16 protein-coding genes are annotated in these 16,283 nt (G+C 71.2%); 5 read left to right on the top strand and 11 right to left on the bottom strand.

Features of this window, described 5'->3' with window-relative positions:
• Nucleotides 1–9 precede the first annotated feature (9 nt).
• The 3 genes from scpA to FOF52_RS14315 form a co-directional block, all read right to left on the bottom strand.
• Entirely contained in the window at nt 10–2,232 is a 2,223-nt protein-coding gene (gene scpA, locus FOF52_RS14325; protein ID WP_248590457.1) for a methylmalonyl-CoA mutase, read from the bottom strand.
• The gene (mutA, locus tag FOF52_RS14320; RefSeq protein ID WP_248590456.1) at nt 2,229–4,121 is read right to left on the bottom strand and encodes a methylmalonyl-CoA mutase small subunit; all 1,893 of its coding nucleotides are present in this window, start codon (nt 4,119–4,121) and stop codon (nt 2,229–2,231) included. Before mutA ends, scpA begins: the two co-directional genes overlap by 4 nt.
• Before the next feature lie 63 nt (nt 4,122–4,184).
• Nucleotides 4,185–5,594 carry a hypothetical protein gene (locus tag FOF52_RS14315; RefSeq protein WP_248590455.1) on the bottom strand — a complete coding sequence of 470 codons (1,410 nt, stop codon included), beginning with the start codon at nt 5,592–5,594 and terminating at the stop codon, nt 4,185–4,187.
• A 182-nt stretch (nt 5,595–5,776) separates the two neighbouring features.
• On the opposite strand from FOF52_RS14315, the gene FOF52_RS14310 reads away from it, so the two are divergent.
• Nucleotides 5,777–6,259, top strand: coding sequence for a glutathione peroxidase (locus tag FOF52_RS14310; RefSeq protein ID WP_248590454.1), 483 nt, complete (start codon nt 5,777–5,779; stop codon nt 6,257–6,259).
• A 57-nt stretch (nt 6,260–6,316) separates the two neighbouring features.
• Here FOF52_RS14310 and FOF52_RS14305 read toward each other — a convergent pair whose 3' ends face one another.
• Nucleotides 6,317–6,808, bottom strand: a complete 492-nt coding sequence (locus tag FOF52_RS14305) for an NUDIX hydrolase (RefSeq protein ID WP_248590453.1) — start codon at nt 6,806–6,808, stop codon at nt 6,317–6,319.
• A 59-nt stretch (nt 6,809–6,867) separates the two neighbouring features.
• Here FOF52_RS14305 and FOF52_RS14300 point away from each other — a divergent pair, with 59 nt between their 5' ends.
• Complete coding sequence (locus FOF52_RS14300; RefSeq protein WP_248590452.1) at nt 6,868–7,509, top strand: YigZ family protein; 642 nt, start codon at nt 6,868–6,870, stop codon at nt 7,507–7,509.
• Nucleotides 7,510–7,513: 4 nt separating this feature from the next.
• Here FOF52_RS14300 and FOF52_RS14295 read toward each other — a convergent pair whose 3' ends face one another.
• Nucleotides 7,514–7,765: a DUF6504 family protein gene (locus tag FOF52_RS14295; protein ID WP_248590451.1), complete on the bottom strand. Its 252-nt coding sequence runs from the start codon at nt 7,763–7,765 to the stop codon at nt 7,514–7,516.
• 269 nt (nt 7,766–8,034) lie between these two features.
• Between FOF52_RS14295 and FOF52_RS14290 the strand changes: the two genes are divergently transcribed.
• Nucleotides 8,035–8,637 (top strand): TetR/AcrR family transcriptional regulator, encoded by a 603-nt coding sequence (locus FOF52_RS14290; protein WP_248590450.1) that lies wholly within the window; start codon nt 8,035–8,037, stop codon nt 8,635–8,637.
• An 18-nt stretch (nt 8,638–8,655) separates the two neighbouring features.
• Here the strand turns inward: FOF52_RS14290 and FOF52_RS14285 are convergent, their stop codons facing one another.
• Both FOF52_RS14285 and FOF52_RS14280 read right to left on the bottom strand, forming a co-directional pair.
• Nucleotides 8,656–9,291, bottom strand: a complete 636-nt coding sequence (locus tag FOF52_RS14285) for a DivIVA domain-containing protein (RefSeq protein ID WP_248590449.1) — start codon at nt 9,289–9,291, stop codon at nt 8,656–8,658.
• Nucleotides 9,292–9,406: 115 nt separating this feature from the next.
• On the bottom strand, nt 9,407–10,207 hold the full coding sequence (locus FOF52_RS14280) for an N-acetylmuramoyl-L-alanine amidase (protein ID WP_248590448.1): 801 nt from the start codon (nt 10,205–10,207) through the stop codon (nt 9,407–9,409).
• Between the two features lie 301 nt (nt 10,208–10,508).
• Between FOF52_RS14280 and FOF52_RS14275 the strand changes: the two genes are divergently transcribed.
• Nucleotides 10,509–10,871, top strand: a complete 363-nt coding sequence (locus FOF52_RS14275) for a YkvA family protein (RefSeq protein WP_248590447.1) — start codon at nt 10,509–10,511, stop codon at nt 10,869–10,871.
• A gap of 125 nt (nt 10,872–10,996) precedes the next feature.
• On the opposite strand, the gene bldC is transcribed toward FOF52_RS14275, so the two are convergent.
• Together bldC and FOF52_RS14265 are read right to left on the bottom strand one after the other, a co-directional pair.
• A complete protein-coding gene (bldC, locus tag FOF52_RS14270) occupies nt 10,997–11,200 on the bottom strand; it encodes a developmental transcriptional regulator BldC (protein ID WP_011293174.1) in 204 nt (67 codons plus the stop codon).
• Nucleotides 11,201–11,896: 696 nt separating this feature from the next.
• On the bottom strand, nt 11,897–12,814 hold the full coding sequence (locus FOF52_RS14265; RefSeq protein WP_248590446.1) for a DUF8083 family protein: 918 nt from the start codon (nt 12,812–12,814) through the stop codon (nt 11,897–11,899).
• A gap of 441 nt (nt 12,815–13,255) precedes the next feature.
• On the opposite strand from FOF52_RS14265, the gene FOF52_RS14260 reads away from it, so the two are divergent.
• Nucleotides 13,256–13,495, top strand: coding sequence for a DUF3073 domain-containing protein (locus FOF52_RS14260; protein ID WP_248590445.1), 240 nt, complete (start codon nt 13,256–13,258; stop codon nt 13,493–13,495).
• A gap of 199 nt (nt 13,496–13,694) precedes the next feature.
• On the opposite strand, the gene purM is transcribed toward FOF52_RS14260, so the two are convergent.
• Entirely contained in the window at nt 13,695–14,744 is a 1,050-nt protein-coding gene (purM, locus tag FOF52_RS14255) for a phosphoribosylformylglycinamidine cyclo-ligase (RefSeq protein ID WP_248590444.1), read from the bottom strand.
• A gap of 81 nt (nt 14,745–14,825) precedes the next feature.
• Nucleotides 14,826–16,280 (bottom strand): amidophosphoribosyltransferase, encoded by a 1,455-nt coding sequence (gene purF / locus FOF52_RS14250; RefSeq protein ID WP_248590443.1) that lies wholly within the window; start codon nt 16,278–16,280, stop codon nt 14,826–14,828.
• Between the last annotated feature and the right edge of the window lie 3 nt (nt 16,281–16,283).

Here is a 16,283-nt window from a genome sequence, read left to right as displayed (position 1 = left end):
TCGGACCGCTCAGTGCCCCAGCTGCTCGCGGAGCCGGTCGAGGAGTCCCAGCGCGGCCTCGGCGATGACGGTGCCCGGCGGGAAGATCGCCGTGGCGCCCGCCTCGTACAGGGCGTCGAAGTCGGCGGGCGGGATCACACCGCCCACCACGATCATGATGTCGGACCGGTCCAGCGCCGCCAGTTCCTCGCGCAGCGCGGGCACCAGCGTCAGGTGCCCGGCGGCCAGCGAGGACACGCCGACGATGTGCACGTCGGCCTCCACCGCCTGCGCGGCGACCTCGGCGGGCGTCTGGAACAGCGGGCCCACGTCGACGTCGAAACCGAGGTCGGCGAAGGCGGTCGCGATCACCTTCTGCCCCCGGTCGTGGCCGTCCTGGCCCATCTTGGCGACGAGGATGCGCGGACGGCGCCCCTCCGCCTCCTCGAACTCCGCGACCTTCGCGGCCACCTCGTCCATGGACACCCGTGCCGTCTCCGCGTTCTGCGCCTCGTCCCGGTACACACCCTGGATGGTACGGATCTGGCCGGAGTGCCGTCCGAACACCTTCTCCACGGCCTCGGAGATCTCCCCGACCGTGGCCTTGGCACGGGCCGCGTCCACCGCGTGGGCGAGCAGGTTGTTCTCCAGCGTCGCCCCGCTCGACGTCGCGGCCGCCGCGGCGGTGAGCCGCCGCAGCGCCTCCTGCACGGCGTCCTCGTCGCGCTCCTCGCGCAGCCGCCGCAGCTTCTCGATCTGCTCGGCGCGCACCCGGCTGTTGTCGACCTTGAGGACCTCGATCTCGTCCAGGGTGTCGGGCCGGTACTTGTTGACGCCGATCACCGGCTGGCGCCCGGAGTCGATGCGCGCCTGGGTGCGCGCCGCGGCCTCCTCGATGCGCATCTTGGGGATGCCCGCGTCGATGGCCTTGGCCATGCCCCCGGCCTCCTCGACCTCGCGGATGTGCCCCCAGGCGCGCACGGCCAGTTCGTGGGTGAGCCGCTCCACGAAGGAGCTGCCGCCCCACGGGTCGATGACGCGGGTGGTGCCGGACTCCTGCTGCAGCACGAGCTGGGTGTTGCGGGCGATGCGGGCGGAGAAGTCGGTGGGCAGCGCCAGCGCCTCGTCCAGCGCGTTGGTGTGCAGGGACTGGGTGTGGCCCTGGGTGGCGGCCATCGCCTCCACGCAGGTGCGCACCACGTTGTTGAACACGTCCTGCGCGGTCAGCGACCAGCCGGAGGTCTGCGAGTGCGTGCGCAGGCTCAGCGACTTGGGGTTGGCCGGGGAGAACTGCTTGACCAGCTTGGCCCAGAGCAGGCGGGCCGCGCGCAGCTTGGCGACCTCCATGAAGAAGTTCATGCCGATCGCCCAGAAGAACGACAGGCGCGGGGCGAAGGCGTCCACCTCCAGCCCGGCGTCCAGCCCGGCGCGGATGTACTCGACGCCGTCGGCCAGCGTGTAGGCCAGCTCCAGGTCCGCGGTGGCCCCCGCCTCCTGCATGTGGTAGCCGGAGATCGAGATGGAGTTGAACCGCGGCATCCGCTGCGAGGTGTAGGCGAAGATGTCGGAGATGATCCGCATCGACGGCTGCGGCGGGTAGATGTAGGTGTTGCGGACCATGAACTCCTTGAGGATGTCGTTCTGGATGGTCCCCGCCAGCTTCTCCGGCGCCACCCCCTGCTCCTCGGCGGCCACGATGTACAGCGCCATCACCGGCAGCACCGCGCCGTTCATGGTCATGGACACGCTCATGCGGTCCAGCGGGATGCCGTCGAACAGCTGCCGCATGTCGTAGATGGAGTCGATCGCCACCCCGGCCATGCCCACGTCGCCCTCCACCCGGGGGTGGTCGGAGTCGTAGCCGCGGTGGGTGGCCAGGTCGAACGCGACCGACAGGCCCTTCTGGCCGGCGGCCAGGTTGCGCCGGTAGAAGGCGTTGGACTCCTCGGCGGTGGAGAATCCCGCGTACTGGCGGATCGTCCACGGCTGGTTGACGTACATGGTCGGGTACGGGCCGCGCAGGAACGGCGCGAGCCCGGGATAGGTGTGGAGGAAGTCCAGGCCGTCGCGGTCGGCCCGGGTGTACAGCGGCTTGACGCCGATCCCCTCGGGGGTCTCCCACACCAGGGCGTCGGGGCCCTTGCCGGTGGCCTCGGCCAGGGCCTGACGCCACCGCTCGGCCTGCTCCGGACCGGAGGCCGCCACGGGGGTGCCCGCGGCGATCTCCGCGAAGTTCGGGATGTTCGCGCTCATCGGGCCGCTCCAAGGAAGTCGCTGAGGTCGGTCAACAGGGCCAGTGCGTCGCAGCCGGTGAACACGAAGCCGTCCACCCCGGCGGCGGAGAGGTCGTCGGAGGGCCTGCCGGCCAGCAGCACCCGTTCGGCGCCCGCCTCCCGCAGTGCGGCGACGGTGGCGGCGGCCTGTTCGGCGTAGACCCTGTCACTGGAGCACACGCAGGCGACGCGCGCCCCGCTGTCCCGGAACGCCGCCGCGGCCTCCTCGGGACCGGCCTCGCCGCCGCTGACCGGCTCGATGCCGCCCGCGCGGAACAGGTTCGCGGCGAAGGTCGCCCGCGCGGTGTGCACGGCGACCGGACCCAACGTGGCCAGGAAGACCCGGGGGCGCGCTCCCGTCGCGGCCAGGGTCGCGTCGGAGCGGTCCCGCAGCTCCTCGTACTCGGCGGCGTAGCGGCGCGCGGGCAGCGCGCTGGGGGCGTTCGACGCGGGCGCCGCGGGGGCGGGGGCCCGCTCCAGGACGGGCTCCTCCAGGTGGGGGAACTCGCTCACCCCGGTCAGCGGGTCGCGGCGGTGGGCCAGGTTGACGCGGCGCTCCTCCCACACAGCGTTGACCCGGTCGGCCACCAGACCCGAGGCCAGGGCCTCGGCCATGCCGCCGGCGGCCTCCAGCTCCTGGAAGAACTCCCAGCCGCGGCGGTACAGGTCGGCGGTGAGGCGCTCCACGTAGAAGGAGCCCCCGGCGGGGTCGATGACCCGGGCGACGTGCGACTCCTCCAGCAGCAGCGACTGGGTGTTGCGGGCGATACGGCGGGCCAGCGCGTCGGGCAGGCCCAGCGCCGAGTCGAAGGGGCGGACGGTGACCGCGTCCGCGCCGCCCACGCCTGCGGCGAAGCACGCCAGGGTGGTGCGCAGCATGTTCACGTACGGGTCGCGGCGCGTCATCATCGCCGCGGAGGTGACCACGTGCTGGCGCATGCCGCGGTGCTCCTCGGGCAGGCCGCAGACCTCGGCGACCCGGTTCCACATGGCGCGCGCGGCGCGCAGCTTGGCGATGGTGAGGAACTGGTCGGCACTGGCGGCGAAGCGGAACTCGACGCGTGCCGCGGCGTCGGCCAGGTCCAGGCCGGCCTCGGTCAGCGCGCGCAGGTAGGCCACGCCCGAGGCGACGGCGGCGCCCAGTTCCTGCGCCTCCGAACCGCCCGCCTCGTGCACGGGGGTGCCGTCGGCGACCACCAGGCGCAGGGCGGGGCGGGAGGCGGCGAGCCCGGCGGCGAAGCGCACGGCCGAGGCGACGTCGGCGCGCTCACCGGTGCGGGCGGCCAGCCCGAGCGGGTCGACGCCCAGGTTTCCGGAGACCGCGCTGTCCGGCAGGTCCCGGTCGGCGTACGCGGAGAGCAGGGCCGCCGCGGCGGCCTCGTAGTCGGCCCCGGCGTCCAGGGTGACCGGGGCCAGGTCCAGGTGGACGTCGGCGAGGACCTCGCCGATCCGGTCGACGGGCACTCCGGCCGCGCCCACGCCCAGCCAGATCGAGGTGACGCCGTTCTCCAGGTCCTCCAGCACGGCCCGACGCGCGGCCGCGGCGTCGGGGTGGGCGTGGTGCTGGCGCACGTCCCAGCCGTCGACGACCGCGCCCTGCGGCCGGGCCCCCCGGGTGAACGGCGCGATGCCGGGGAAACCGGACTCGATGTCGTCGCCGCTGTCGTACAGCGGCTGGATGACGATTCCGTCGTAGGTGGTGGTGGTCAGGAGGCTCTCGGGGGCGTCGGACGCCCCGTCGACGTCCGCTCCGCTCTTCCGCAGCACCCCTGCGACCAGGTCGCGCCACTGCTCCTTCGTCACCGAGGGGAACTCGGCGGCGAGGGGAAGGGCGCCGGTGGTCGTGGCTGTGTTCTCCGGCACGCTCATACTCCGAGATGGTAGAGAACGGCATTCGGTTTGGAGCGCACCAGGGTTGGGTGAAAGCGCACCTCAGCCACGCTCTGTGGGCGACGGTGACGGAGTGGCGGGGTCCGTCGGCGGGGTCTCGGGGGCGAAGACGAACCGCTGGCGGTCCTGCACGACGAGGGCGTGGCCGTCGTCGGTGACCGCCTCCACGTAGCCGGGCAGGTCGTCGGCGACGAGGTCCTTGGTCCCGGTTTCGAGCACCACCTGGGAGCCCCCGTCGTCGGCGCGGGTGTCGCCGTAGACGTACCCGGCCAGGGTGAAACGCGGCGAGATGGACCGCTCCGCGGCGTCGTCGAACGTCCACAGCGTCTCGCCCGAGGCCAGGTCCACGGCGACCACCGAGGTCGCGGCGTCGGCCTGCGGCACCAGCAGGACCCCGGCGGCGGCGTCCCAGACGGTGCCGGCGACCGGTGCGGTGGCGAACGCCCTGCCGAGGGGGTTGCTCCCCGGCTCGCGCAGCGTCCACAGCGTCTCCCCGTCGCGCAGGTCGTGCAGGGAGAGCAGGGAGGACTCCTCGGGACTGCTCCAGCGGAGCAGCACGGTCCGGCGGGGGCCGGCGGACTCCTCGGACTCCGCGTCGTCGGCGGGGGAGCCGGTCTCCTCCTCGGGCAGCGGGTAGAAGCCGACCAGACGCGGCCGGGGAGCGGACAGTGCCCGGCCGTCCTCGGCGGCCACGGAGTCGCCGGAGACGCTCCACAGCAGCGCCGCCCCGTCGGACAGGTCGCGGGCCTGCAGCAGCCCGGCGCCGTCGTCCAGCAGCACCACGTCGTCGTGCGCGCCCACCGGGACCCCCAGGTGCGCGGCCGCCTCCTCGCCCTCGTCGTCGGACTCCTCGTCGTCCGCCGGGTCCTCCGCGTCGGTCTCCGCGGGGGCGGTGAACTCGTACGCCCACTCGACGCCGTCCGCCGCGGGGTCGCGGACCACGAACTCGCCGTACGGCTCGGCCGCGGTCCAGCCGGCGGGGGCGCGCACGACCAGTCCGTTGAGGTAGCTCTCCCGGGGGTCGGAACCGCTCCACACCGGCTCGCCGGCCGAGTCCACGACGGTGCGGGTGACGCGGTCGCCCTCGCGCGTGCTCACCTCGAACACGTCCGCGCCGCTCCGGTCCTGGGTGAACCGTTCGATGCTCGACTCCCCCCGCCACAGGACGGAGCCGTCGGCGGCGTCCTGCAGCAGGTGCCGCTCCTCGCTGTTGGAGCTGATGAGGAAGGCATCGCCGACCGCGTGGACGCGCACTCCCCGGGGGTCGCCCAGGATCTCCTGGCCGGGCTCCTGGGAGCCGTGCAGGTACCGCAGCGGCGTCTCGGCCAGACCGGGCGGGACCTCGCCCCGGTAGACCGTGGGGGTCGGCCGCGGAGTGGACGGCGCCGGTTCCCCGGGAGCGTCGCCGTCCGTGCAGGACACCGCGGCGGCCAGCAGGACCGCCCCGGTCACCAGCCGCAAGGTGCCTCGACGCCCGCTGCGCATGTTGCTCCCACTCCCTCGGCCGGAACGCCTGTGCCACGATCCTAGAACCCGTCTCGACGGCGGACACCCGGGCCGTCCAAGTCGTTACCCGGAGTATTCACGGGATTGGGTGCCCGACGGGTGAGGCGGCTGGGGCTAGGCTCCGGACCATGAAGATCTACCAAAGCGAGTTGCGTTCTTTGGAGGGCGAGCCGTTCCGACTGCCGCAGGACCAACTGCTGCTGATCGTCAACGTCGCCTCCAAGTGCGGTCTCACCCCCCAGTACAGCGGACTGGAGAGGCTCCAGGAAGCGTACGCCTACCGGGGGTTCTCCGTGATCGGGGTGCCCTGCAACCAGTTCGCCGGGCAGGAGCCGGGGGACGCCGGGGAGATCCGGCTCTTCTGCGCCACCACCTACGGCATCAGCTTCCCCATGCTGGAGAAGATGGAGGTCAACGGACCCGGCCGGCACCCCCTGTACGCCGAGCTGACCAAGACCCGCGACTCCCAGGGGGTGGCGGGGGACGTCCAGTGGAACTTCGAGAAGTTCCTCGTCGCCCCCGGCGGAAAGGTGCTGCACCGCTTCCGGCCCCGGGTGGAGCCCGAGGACCCCGAGATCATCAGCGCGATCGAGGAGAACCTGCCGAACTGACCACCGGCTCCGGCGCGGCCCGTCGGGGACGCGCCGGGCGGAGAGGGCCGGCGCGGGTCAGGGCTCGCGCCACGGGCCGTCGCGGAGGTCGAACCAGCCGACCCTCCCCGCCAGCGCGTGGTCGATGCGGCGCATGATGCGGCCCGGCATCGGAGGCAGTCCGGCGTAGTCGAACCAGCGCACCTCCAGGGACTCGTCGTCGTTGACGCGGGCCTCGCCCGAGACCGGACGGCAGCGGAAGGTGAGGTCGAGGATCTGCACCCGGTCCCCGTTCGGGTAGGTGTGGGGTTCCTCCATGACCGCGCTGACCAGCACCTCGGGGTGGACGCGGAGCCCGGTCTCCTCCTCCAGTTCGCGCACCAGCGTGGCGGCGGGCTGCTCGCCGGGCTCCACGAGGCCGCCGGGGGTGCACCAGCGCCCGTCGTCGGCGCGCCGGTGCAGCAGGATGCGCCCGTCCGGGGCGACGACCACCGCCGTCACTCCGACCAGGGGCAGCAGTCCGTGTCCCACGTGCTCGCGCAGCCGCAGGACGAATGGGGGTGTCGGCATGGCACCGACCCTACAGAGCCCCGGCGGCGTGCGGCGCGGCGCGTACGATCGGGAGCGGTATGAGAACGATCAGACGCGGCGGCGAGCACCAGATCGACATCAAGAAGTCCCGGTTCATCTGCGCGCTGGCCCGGGTGGCGGACGAGGACGAGGCGCGGGCGTTCATCGCGGAGCGGCGCAGACTGCACTGGAACGCCACCCACAACTGCACCGCCTACGTGCTGGGCGAGGACGGCGGGGTGCAGCGGTCCAGCGACGACGGGGAGCCCGCGGGGACGGCGGGGGTGCCCATGCTGGAGGTGCTGCGCCACCGCGGACTCACCGACACCGTCGCGGTGGTGACCCGCTACTTCGGCGGGATCAAGCTCGGCGCGGGCGGACTGATCCGGGCCTACGGCAGCGCGGTGTCCGCGGCGGTCGACGCGGTGGGGGTCCTGGAGCGGCGCTCGCTGCCGGTGATGACGGTGCTGGCCGACTACCAGCAGGCCGGGCGGCTGGAGAGCGACCTGCGGGAGTCGCCGCACCGGGTGCTGGACGTGCGCTACGGCGCCGATGTCGAGGTGGACGTCGCGCTGGACGGGACCGACCCGGCGGAGTTCGCGGCGTGGGTCGCCGAGATCACCGCCGGGCAGGCCCTCTGCGAACCGCAGGGGGTGACGACCGTGGAGGTCGAGGTGGGCGCGGACGGGACCGCGCGGTGACCGGTCAGTGCCACAGACGCCGCATCGTCCAGTGGTTGGTCGCGGTGTCCAGCACGATGTCGGCGATACCGGGGTGGCCGTGGTCGGACTCGGCCGCCACCCGGACCAGTCGCACCTCGGCGGAGGCGGCGGGGTCGGCGTCGCGCCAGGTGCCGATGACCCGGCGCACCCGGTAGAGGGTGCCGCGCCAGGAGAACAGGGCGGGGGCGTCGCCGGTGGTGGAACGGACGTCGATCTGTTCGTTGTAGAGACTCACCCGCGCACCCTATCGAACACAGGTTCGGATCCGGGGTGTCCGCGGCGGCGCGTCGGGGGCTCACCCTAGTACGAAAAGCCGCGCCGTTCACCCCGGCTGCTTCGGGCGCTCGGTTACCGCAGGGTCACCGATATCGTCGGAAACCGCCGTCCCGGAAGCCGGGGAGTTGACATACTGGCCGGTATGTCGGGTGGCTTATGCTGGGGAACGTGCATAGCCGGGGAGCGACGGCGCCGCAGACGCGCGGTGAACGCGAGAGGCAGGGGAACATGACGCAGTCAACCGAGTCCAGGGCGGTCTCCCCCTCCGTGCCGGACCGCCTCCTGACCGAGGCCACCCGCCTGTTCGCCCAGCGCGGTTTCGACCGGGTCTCGGTCCAGGAGCTGGTCGAGGCCGCCGGGGTCACCAAGGGGGCGATGTACCACTACTTCACCTCCAAGGACGACCTGCTCTTCGCGGTCTACCAGCGCGTCCTGAACCTGCAGATGAGCCGGCTCGCCCAGATCGTCGAGGGCGGGGGAGACGTGACCGAGCGCCTGCACGCGGCGGCCGTCGACGTCGTCCACACCACCGTGGACAACCTCGACGACATGGTCATCTTCTTCCGCTCGTTGCACATGCTCTCCCCCGGACGCCAGCGTGAGGTGCGCAGGGAGCGCCGCAGGTACCACGAACTGTTCCGGTCGCTGGTCGAGGAAGGAATGCGCGAGGGCGTCTTCCACGACAAGATCCCGGCGGATATCGTGGTCAACTACTTCTTCGGCTCGATCCACCACCTGAGCATGTGGTACCGGGCCGACGGCGAGTTGAGCGGCCCCCAGCTGGGTGTCTACTACGCCGACCTGCTCCTGGCGAGCCTGCGGAAGGGCTGACCGGCGCCGCGGGCCGGCTCAGTGCAGTCCGTAGCGCTCCAGTTCGTCGGCGATCTCGTCGAGGAAGGCGTCCACCTCCGTCTCCACGTAGCCGGAGCGCAGCCGGGTGCTGGAGAAGCGGGCTTCCCGCACCTGGGAGGCGGTCAGCGGGGTGTCGGTGGGCCTGCCCTCCACCAGTGCGGCGATGGTCGCCTCGGCGAGGTCGAGGAAGGCGTCCACCTCCTCCTCCGCGTAGCCGACCCGGAGCCGGGTGGTGTTGAAGCCCTTGTTGCGGATGTCCTCGGGGCGCATGCGGGGGGTGACGGGTTCGCGGGGGCGGGGCGCGGCGGCCCGGCGGAAGTACTCGGCACTGTGCTTGCCGGTCCGCAACTGCTGTGAGTACAGGCCGAGCTCCCGCAGGGTCTCGGCGACCTCGTCGAGGAAGGCGTCCACCTCCTCCTCGTCGTAGCCCGGCCGCATCACGGTGGTCCGGAACTGGGACCGCATCACGTCCGAGGCGGTGATGATCTTCGAGGGGCGGGTGCCCTGTTCGAGTGCCCGCAGGGTCTCCTCCACCCTGCGCAGCAGGGCGTCGACGTCCTCTTGGACGTATCCCAGGCGCAGGCGCGAGGTGCTGAACCGCTTGTCGCGCACATCACTGGATGTCAGTGGCATAGCAACATTGTGCAGACTGAGAGTGAGGGGCACCATACACGGGGAAAGCGGAGTGTCCAGAAGGACAGGCGTTTTCGGGAGTCCCGCACCTGCACGGGACACCGGGGCCGCGGGGTCACCGGCGGCCGGAGTCCTCCAGGAACCGGGTCAGGCCCGCGGCGATCCCCTCGGCGGCGAGTGCGCGCCACTCCGGGTCGGTGAGCTTCTCCGCGTCCACGGGGTCGCGCATGTTGCCGACCTCCAGGAAGACCTTGGGCACGGTGGACAGGTTCAGCCCGCCCAGGTCGGTGCGGACGTCGATGCCCTCCTCCCCGAGATAGTCGGAGTAGGGGTGGTCGGTCACCGCGTGGAACTCGTCCCGCAGGGCCTCGCCCAGGGCGTAGGAGGACTCCAGGATGGGCTCGGTGAACCCGGGGACCTCTCCGGGAACGATCACGTGGAAGCCCCGGGAGCCCGGGGCGGCCCCGTCGGCGTGGATGGAGACTGCCGCGTCGGCCTGCGCCTCGTTGCCGATGGCGGCGCGCTCGTCGATGCACGGGCCGACGCCGTCGTCGCTGTCGCGGGTCAGGACCACGGTCGCGCCCGCCTCCTCCAGACGGTCGCGCACCAGCAGCGACAGGTCCCAGTTGAACTCGTGTTCGTCGTAGCCCCCCTCGGTCCGGGCGCCCACCGTGTCGCACTCCTTGGTGGTGGGGCCGGCCGGGACGGGACGGCCGATCCGCTCGGGGGCGTCGGCGTTGCCGCCGTTGTGGCCGGGGTCGAGGACCACGACCCTGCCGGACAGGGGCAGCGGAGCGGAGGGCGACGGGGACACGGCGGAACCGCCGCCCGGTCCGGGCAGCGGCGGGGCCGCGGTCTCGCCGATGGCGGGACGGGCGTCCGGTGGGGGGGACCAGCACGCGGTGGCCAGCAGCACTCCGGCGGCGGCTGCGAGCAGTCGGACGGAGCGGGGGGAGGCGAACGGGCGGGCGGTGATACTTCCTCCGAAAACGGGTTGTCTCGACGGCGGGACGGGCACGGCCGGAAAGGACCGCAACCAACCTATGCCACGTCGGTCGCACCGGGTGCGGTACGGCGAGCGGGGAGGGAAGGGAACCCTCACCCCGCCGCGTGTGGGGGGCCCCGGCACAGGGAACAGAAAACCAGTGGAATGCGTCATATCGCAAGAGGCGCCCGGAACCCCTCCGGGCGCACCGACCCCGTGTCGAGGTGGAGGAATGCGCAAGTCCAACCGCGCCGCAGCCGGCGCTGCCGCCTGGAAGATGGTCTACGACAACACCCAGCAGGGGAAGCCGTCCGTCGCGGCTCGCGTCAAGGCTCTCCCGCGCATGCTGGGAGCCCGGATGCGCGGGCAGTACCAGGAGCTGTCCACCTCGAAGATCGTGCTGTTCCTGGTTGCCCTGGCCTACGTCGTCTCCCCCATCGACCTCGTTCCCGAGCTGTTCATCCCGATCTTCGGGGTCGCCGACGACGTGGGCATCGTGGTCTGGCTGACCGCCGCGCTGCTGGGGGAGACCGAGCGCTTCCTCCACTGGGAGCGGATCGGGGCCGACCACATCGAGGGGGAAGTGGTGTCCTGAACCGCGGGCGGGCCGGGGTGTCGGACACGCCGGGGGGTGGGCCGCCGATGCGGCCCACCCCCCGGGTTTCTTCGGGTGTCGGGCGTCCCCCCGCCGTCCCGCCGAACCGGTGCGGGCGAGGGAGGCTACTCGCTGCGCTGGCTGGGAATGCCGGCCAGGAGAGCGCGGACCTCGGTCTCCCGGTAGCGGCGGTGGCCGCCGAGGGTGCGGATCGAAGTCAGCTTTCCTGCCTTCGCCCAGCGGGTGACGGTCTTGGGGTCCACGCGGAACATGGTGGCGACCTCGGCAGGGGTCAACAGGGGCTCCGCCTCGGGCGTGCGAGTTGACATGTGTACGGCCTCTCCTCCCGGATCTGTGTGTTGATCCTTGAGACTTTCAATCCTGGCGCTTGGTCCGGATGTCCAATATTTCCCTGAGGTCTATATTGGCATCACCCGAGGTGATTGTGCGACCACTTAGCGCGACTTTGTCAAATGGGACCGCAAAGTCGCACATGTAGCGCGTCACGCTGAGTGATTCTAGCGATACGTTTAGTGGCATGTGGCGTATTCGGTCAAAACTTCATTCTCGGGCTGGGGTTTTCGCGATCCGGCGGACCGAAAGTGCGGTGGCAGCGTGCCCTCAAACGGGGTGCCCCCCGCTGTGAAGTACGGTTCCGGATCGGTGGTCCGACCCCTCCTGCCCGTGTAGATCGGGTTGTCAACGTGCGAGCCGACGGTGACCACCGGCTCGTGCGGACGGCTCAGATCCCCTGTGGAACAGGGCTTCCGGGCATCCGTGGTGCACTCTGTAACGGTACCAACACAGTCTATATCGTTACCTATTGGATGGTATGCCCATTTTCGGTAAGGATGATGTCAATTGAGTGACTCGTCCTGGCCTATCCCGCATCTACCCGTCCAAAAACCGAAAACACATCCGCAGAAACCTGGTCGACCAGGTTTGACGGCCCGGGGCAGGGCCCCGGAAGCCCCTGCGCAGGGCCGTCGCAGGCGGATGGACACGCAAACCCGGGAGGCGCGGCTTCAGTTGGCGTGACGCAGCGCACGGACCGCCTCCCAGCGTTTCCGCAGCCGCAGGCGCATCGCCGCCGCCAGCTCCGGGCGCCCCTGCTCCACGGCGGCGAGCGCGGTACGGACCTCCGCGACCGATTGGTCCGACCGCAGTGCGGTGTCGTCGAGCAGCAGGACCAGACCGCCGTAGTCGAGCTCCAGGAGGGCCCGCGGGTGCGCCACCGCCTGCACCCACTCCTCCAGGCGCTCCAGGGCGTACAGGAGCGAGGAACCCGCCGGGGAGCACCCGCTCACCAGCCGGACGGCCCGAGCCAGGCGGGGAAGCGCGTCAGCGGCCCGGGTGACGTAGAGCAGCGTGCGGACCGGCGCCCGCTCCGGGGCGGGCAGGGCGGTCCCGCAGTGCGGGCACGCCCCGCACGGCGGGGCGTTCGGGAGCGGCTCCGCACCGCTGCACTCCAGGGTGAGGTGCCGTTCCTCCGGGGTGAAGGGCACGAACCAGGCGAGCGGCACCTCCCAGGTGCTCGTCAGGATCTGGGAGCGGGTGCGTCCGGTGCGGTCGCGCCACCGCTCGAAGTCACGCTGGGCCTCCTGGGCCACCAGGTCGGGAAGGAACGCCTGGCGCAGTCGCCGCGAGGTCGTGGCACGCAGCGTCGAGAGGGCGAGCCAGCAGCGCAGCCGGGTCTGCCAGGGGCAGACGAACAGCTCGTCGCCGACCCGGCGCACGTAGGCGTCGCCGCTCTCCGACAGGGGGGCGGCCAGCGGCGGGTCGTGGAGCAGCCGCCGGAGGCTCTCCGCGTGCTCGGCCGCCATCGCCTCGCCCCGCCCGCGGCAGCGCGGCGAGTCCGCGTACGCCTTCCAGTACGCCCGCTCGCGACGGGGGAAGGCCGCGAGCGGCTGGTAGAGACGGAGGTAGGCGGTATAGGGGAGCACGCTCGCATAGTGGCACAGAACAGTCGCGGAGCGCGGGGTTTTGGTTCCAGACGTCGGTTGATTTCGGTCAGTAGTTTTGAGACCCTGCCCCCGAGGGGGAGACCAAGCTCACAGGACGCTTCGACCGAGGTCGGATGGGAACCCCCGGTCGCGGCACTCCGCCCCTGGGAGGACGGTGGACGGGGCGCACCCCCGAGGTTTCCGCACGACGGATTCCGGGGATTTTACGCTCCGAAACCTCCTCCTCCGTCGGTGTGACGGAGACGGCACAGCCGGTTGGACGTGGGCGGCGTGGGCAGGTCGCCTCTGAACGGGGTACGGTTGTATCCGTACGTAAAGCTGGTGCCTGTCGTCAGTGCGGTGAGAGCCGCCAGCCCGGCATCGCGGTTTTGCTAGTGAACTGGGGTTTGCGAGAACCCAATCGTTGAGGGGGTCGAGCCAATGGGGCGCGGCCGAGCCAAGGCCAAGCAGCAGAAGGTCGCCCGGCGGTTGAAGTACAGCACCGGTAACACAGACCTTGATCGGCTTCGGGCAGAGCTGGGTGTCGGTGGGGGTGCGTCGAAGTCTTCGGATTCACCGGACGACACGTACCGTGACCCTTACGATGACCTGATCGAACGCTACGCGGACTACGCGGAGAAGTACCCGGGCGGCGACGACTCCGATTCGGAACGTCGCTGATCCGTGGTCCTCACCGTCGACCGGAGCATGTGAACCGCACGGAACCGGGCCCTGTCTCCCGGGTACCGCGCGGCCCTCGAACGAATCGAGCGACTCCGACCGACGGGGACCGGTCTGCCGAAGCAGGAAGCTGAACATCTGAACAGGGTCGAAACCCGGGGCTGTCTCAGTGACGAGAAGCCCCGGTTTCGCATGTCCGCTAAGGGTGCTCCCCGGTGAGGGTCGCCCGACCCGAGCCGGGGACCACCGACCCGAGGACCCAGGACGGCACGTTCCGCTCCGCGAGCACCGCCAGGGCGCGCTCCGCGGAGTCCGCGGCGACGACCGCCACCATCCCCACGCCCATGTTGAACGTGGACTCCATGTCCTCCCGGGAGACCCGGCCGTGTTCGGCGAGGAAACCGAAGACCGGATCGGGGGTCCAGGTGGCGCGGTCCAGCACGGCGTCGACCGTGTCGGGCAGCGAACGGGCCAGGTTGGCGGCCAGGCCGCCGCCGGTGATGTGCGCGAACGCGTGCACCTCGACGGAGTCGACGAGCGCCAGGCAGTCCTTGGCGTAGATCCTGGTCGGGGTGAGCAGGACCTCACCGAGCACCCCGCCCAGTTCGGGGACCTCGGCCCGCAGGTCGAGCCCGGCGTCGGCGACGATACGCCGGATCAGCGAGTAGCCGTTGGAGTGCGGCCCCGACGAGGCCATCGCGATGACCACGTCGCCCGCGCGGACCCGGTCGGGGCCGAGGATCGCGTCGGCCTCCACGACACCGGTGCCCGCACCGGCCAGGTCGTACTCGTCCGGCCCCATCGCGCCGGGGTGTTCGGCGGTCTCCCCGCCGATCAGCGCGCACCCCGCCTGGTGGCAGCCCTCGGCGATGCCGCCGACGATCTCGGCGATCCGCTCGGGGACCACCGAGCCGCAGGCGATGTAGTCGGTCAGGAACAGCGGTTCGGCCCCGCTGACCACGAGGTCGTCCACGACCATCGCGACCAGGTCGATGCCGATCGTGTCGTGCCGGTCCAGTTCCTGGGCCAGCATGACCTTGGTGCCGACGCCGTCGGTGGAGGTGGCCAGCACCGGCGCGGTGTACTTGGCGACGTCGAGCCGGAACAGCCCGGAGAAGCCGCTGGCGTCGGAAACGATTTCGGGCCTGTGGGTACGCGCCACGTGCCGCTTCATCAGTTCCACCGCGCGCTCGCCGGCGGCGATGTCGACCCCGGCGGCGGCGTAGGCGGTGGTGGCACCCTCTGACACGAAAGAAACCTCTTCTGTGCTGGTCGGATTGTTGCGCGACGGTCGCCGCGCAACGGGGGACGGCTGGGAAGGGAGTGGCGGCTAGGTGCGCTTGGGCGCACCGCAGGACTTTTCCAGCAGGTACTTGCCGCGGGAGTCCTCGTCGACCTCGACCGGGTAGACGCCGTCGAAGCAGGCCCGGCACAGCCGGTTCTTCTCGACCCGGGTGGCCGCGACCAGTTCGTCCAGGTCGATGAAGCCGAGCGAGTCCGCGTCGATGGACCGGCGGATCTCCTCGACGGAGAGGTTGCCCGCGATCAGCTCGGCCTTGGTGGCGAAGTCGATGCCGTAGTAGCAGGGCCACATGACGGGCGGGCTGGAGATGCGGACGTGCACCTCGGCTGCGCCCGCCTCACGCAGCATCCGCACGAGGGCGCGCTGGGTGTTGCCGCGCACGATCGAGTCGTCCACCACCACCAGGCGCTTGCCCTCGATGACCTCGCGCAGCGGGTTCAGCTTGAGGCGGATGCCGAGCTGGCGCAGCGTCTGGCTGGGCTGGATGAAGGTGCGTCCCACGTAGGAGTTCTTCACCAGGCCCTGGGCGAACGGGATGCCGCTGCCCTCGGCGTAGCCCACGGCGGCCGGGGTGCCCGACTCCGGAACCGGGATGACGATGTCGGCGTCGGCCGGATGCTGCCTGGCGAGCCGGCGCCCCACCTCGACACGGGTGCTGTTGACGTTGCTCCCGGCGATGGTGGTGTCGGGGCGGGCCAGGTAGACGTACTCGAACAGGCAGCCCTTCGGCTCGGCCGGGGCGAAGCGCCGGGAGACCACGCCGTCGGCGTTGATGAGCAGCAGTTCTCCGGGTTCCACCTCGCGCACCAGGTGGGCGCCGACGATGTCCAGGGCCGCGGTCTCGCTGGCGACCACCCAGCCGCTGTCCAGCCGGCCCAGCACCAGCGGGCGGATGCCCTGCGGGTCGCGGGCGGCGTACAGGGTGTGCTCGTCCATGAAGACCAGCGAGAAGGCGCCCTTGGCCTTGGGCAGCACCTCCAGGGCGGCCTCTTCGGTGGTGCGGTGGGGGCCGGCGGCCAGCAGGCTGGTCAGCACCTCGGTGTCCGTCGTCGCGGTCAGGCGGTCCGACGGCAGCAGCGCCGCGAGTTCCGGGGTGTTGATGAGGTTGCCGTTGTGGCCGAGGGCCAGGCCGCCTTCACGCGCGCTGAAGAAGGTGGGTTGGGCGTTCTCCCACACGGGGGAGCCGGTGGTGGAGTAGCGGCAGTGGCCGATCGCCAGGTGCCCCTTGAGGGAGTCCAGGGTCACCTCGTTGAAGACCTGGGAGACCAGCCCCATGTCCTTGTAGACGACGATGCGTCCGCCGTCGCTGAGGGCGATGCCCGCGGACTCCTGGCCCCGGTGCTGGAGCGCGTAGAGGCCGAAGTAGGTCAGTTTGCTTACTTCTTCGCCGGGAGCCCAGACCCCGAACACTCCACAGGCGTCCTGCGGTCCGCGTTCCAGGGGATCGATGTCCAGGCTGAGACGGCCGTCGGGTTGCGACACGTG

This window comes from Thermobifida alba, from assembly GCF_023208015.1.
GTDB lineage: Bacteria > Actinomycetota > Actinomycetes > Streptosporangiales > Streptosporangiaceae > Thermobifida > Thermobifida alba.
This window is presented reverse-complemented; position numbering and strand designations above follow the sequence as displayed.

Coding starts and splice junctions, on each gene's coding strand:
- scpA (WP_248590457.1), bottom strand. CDS start 2,232: ATGAGCGCGAACATCCCGAACTTCGCGGAGATCGCCGCGGGCACCCCC.
- mutA (WP_248590456.1), bottom strand. CDS start 4,121: ATGAGCGTGCCGGAGAACACAGCCACGACCACCGGCGCCCTTCCCCTC.
- FOF52_RS14310 (WP_248590454.1), top strand. CDS start 5,777: ATGAAGATCTACCAAAGCGAGTTGCGTTCTTTGGAGGGCGAGCCGTTC.
- FOF52_RS14305 (WP_248590453.1), bottom strand. CDS start 6,808: ATGCCGACACCCCCATTCGTCCTGCGGCTGCGCGAGCACGTGGGACAC.
- FOF52_RS14300 (WP_248590452.1), top strand. CDS start 6,868: ATGAGAACGATCAGACGCGGCGGCGAGCACCAGATCGACATCAAGAAG.
- FOF52_RS14290 (WP_248590450.1), top strand. CDS start 8,035: ATGACGCAGTCAACCGAGTCCAGGGCGGTCTCCCCCTCCGTGCCGGAC.
- FOF52_RS14285 (WP_248590449.1), bottom strand. CDS start 9,291: ATGCCACTGACATCCAGTGATGTGCGCGACAAGCGGTTCAGCACCTCG.
- FOF52_RS14275 (WP_248590447.1), top strand. CDS start 10,509: ATGCGCAAGTCCAACCGCGCCGCAGCCGGCGCTGCCGCCTGGAAGATG.
- bldC (WP_011293174.1), bottom strand. CDS start 11,200: ATGTCAACTCGCACGCCCGAGGCGGAGCCCCTGTTGACCCCTGCCGAG.
- FOF52_RS14260 (WP_248590445.1), top strand. CDS start 13,256: ATGGGGCGCGGCCGAGCCAAGGCCAAGCAGCAGAAGGTCGCCCGGCGG.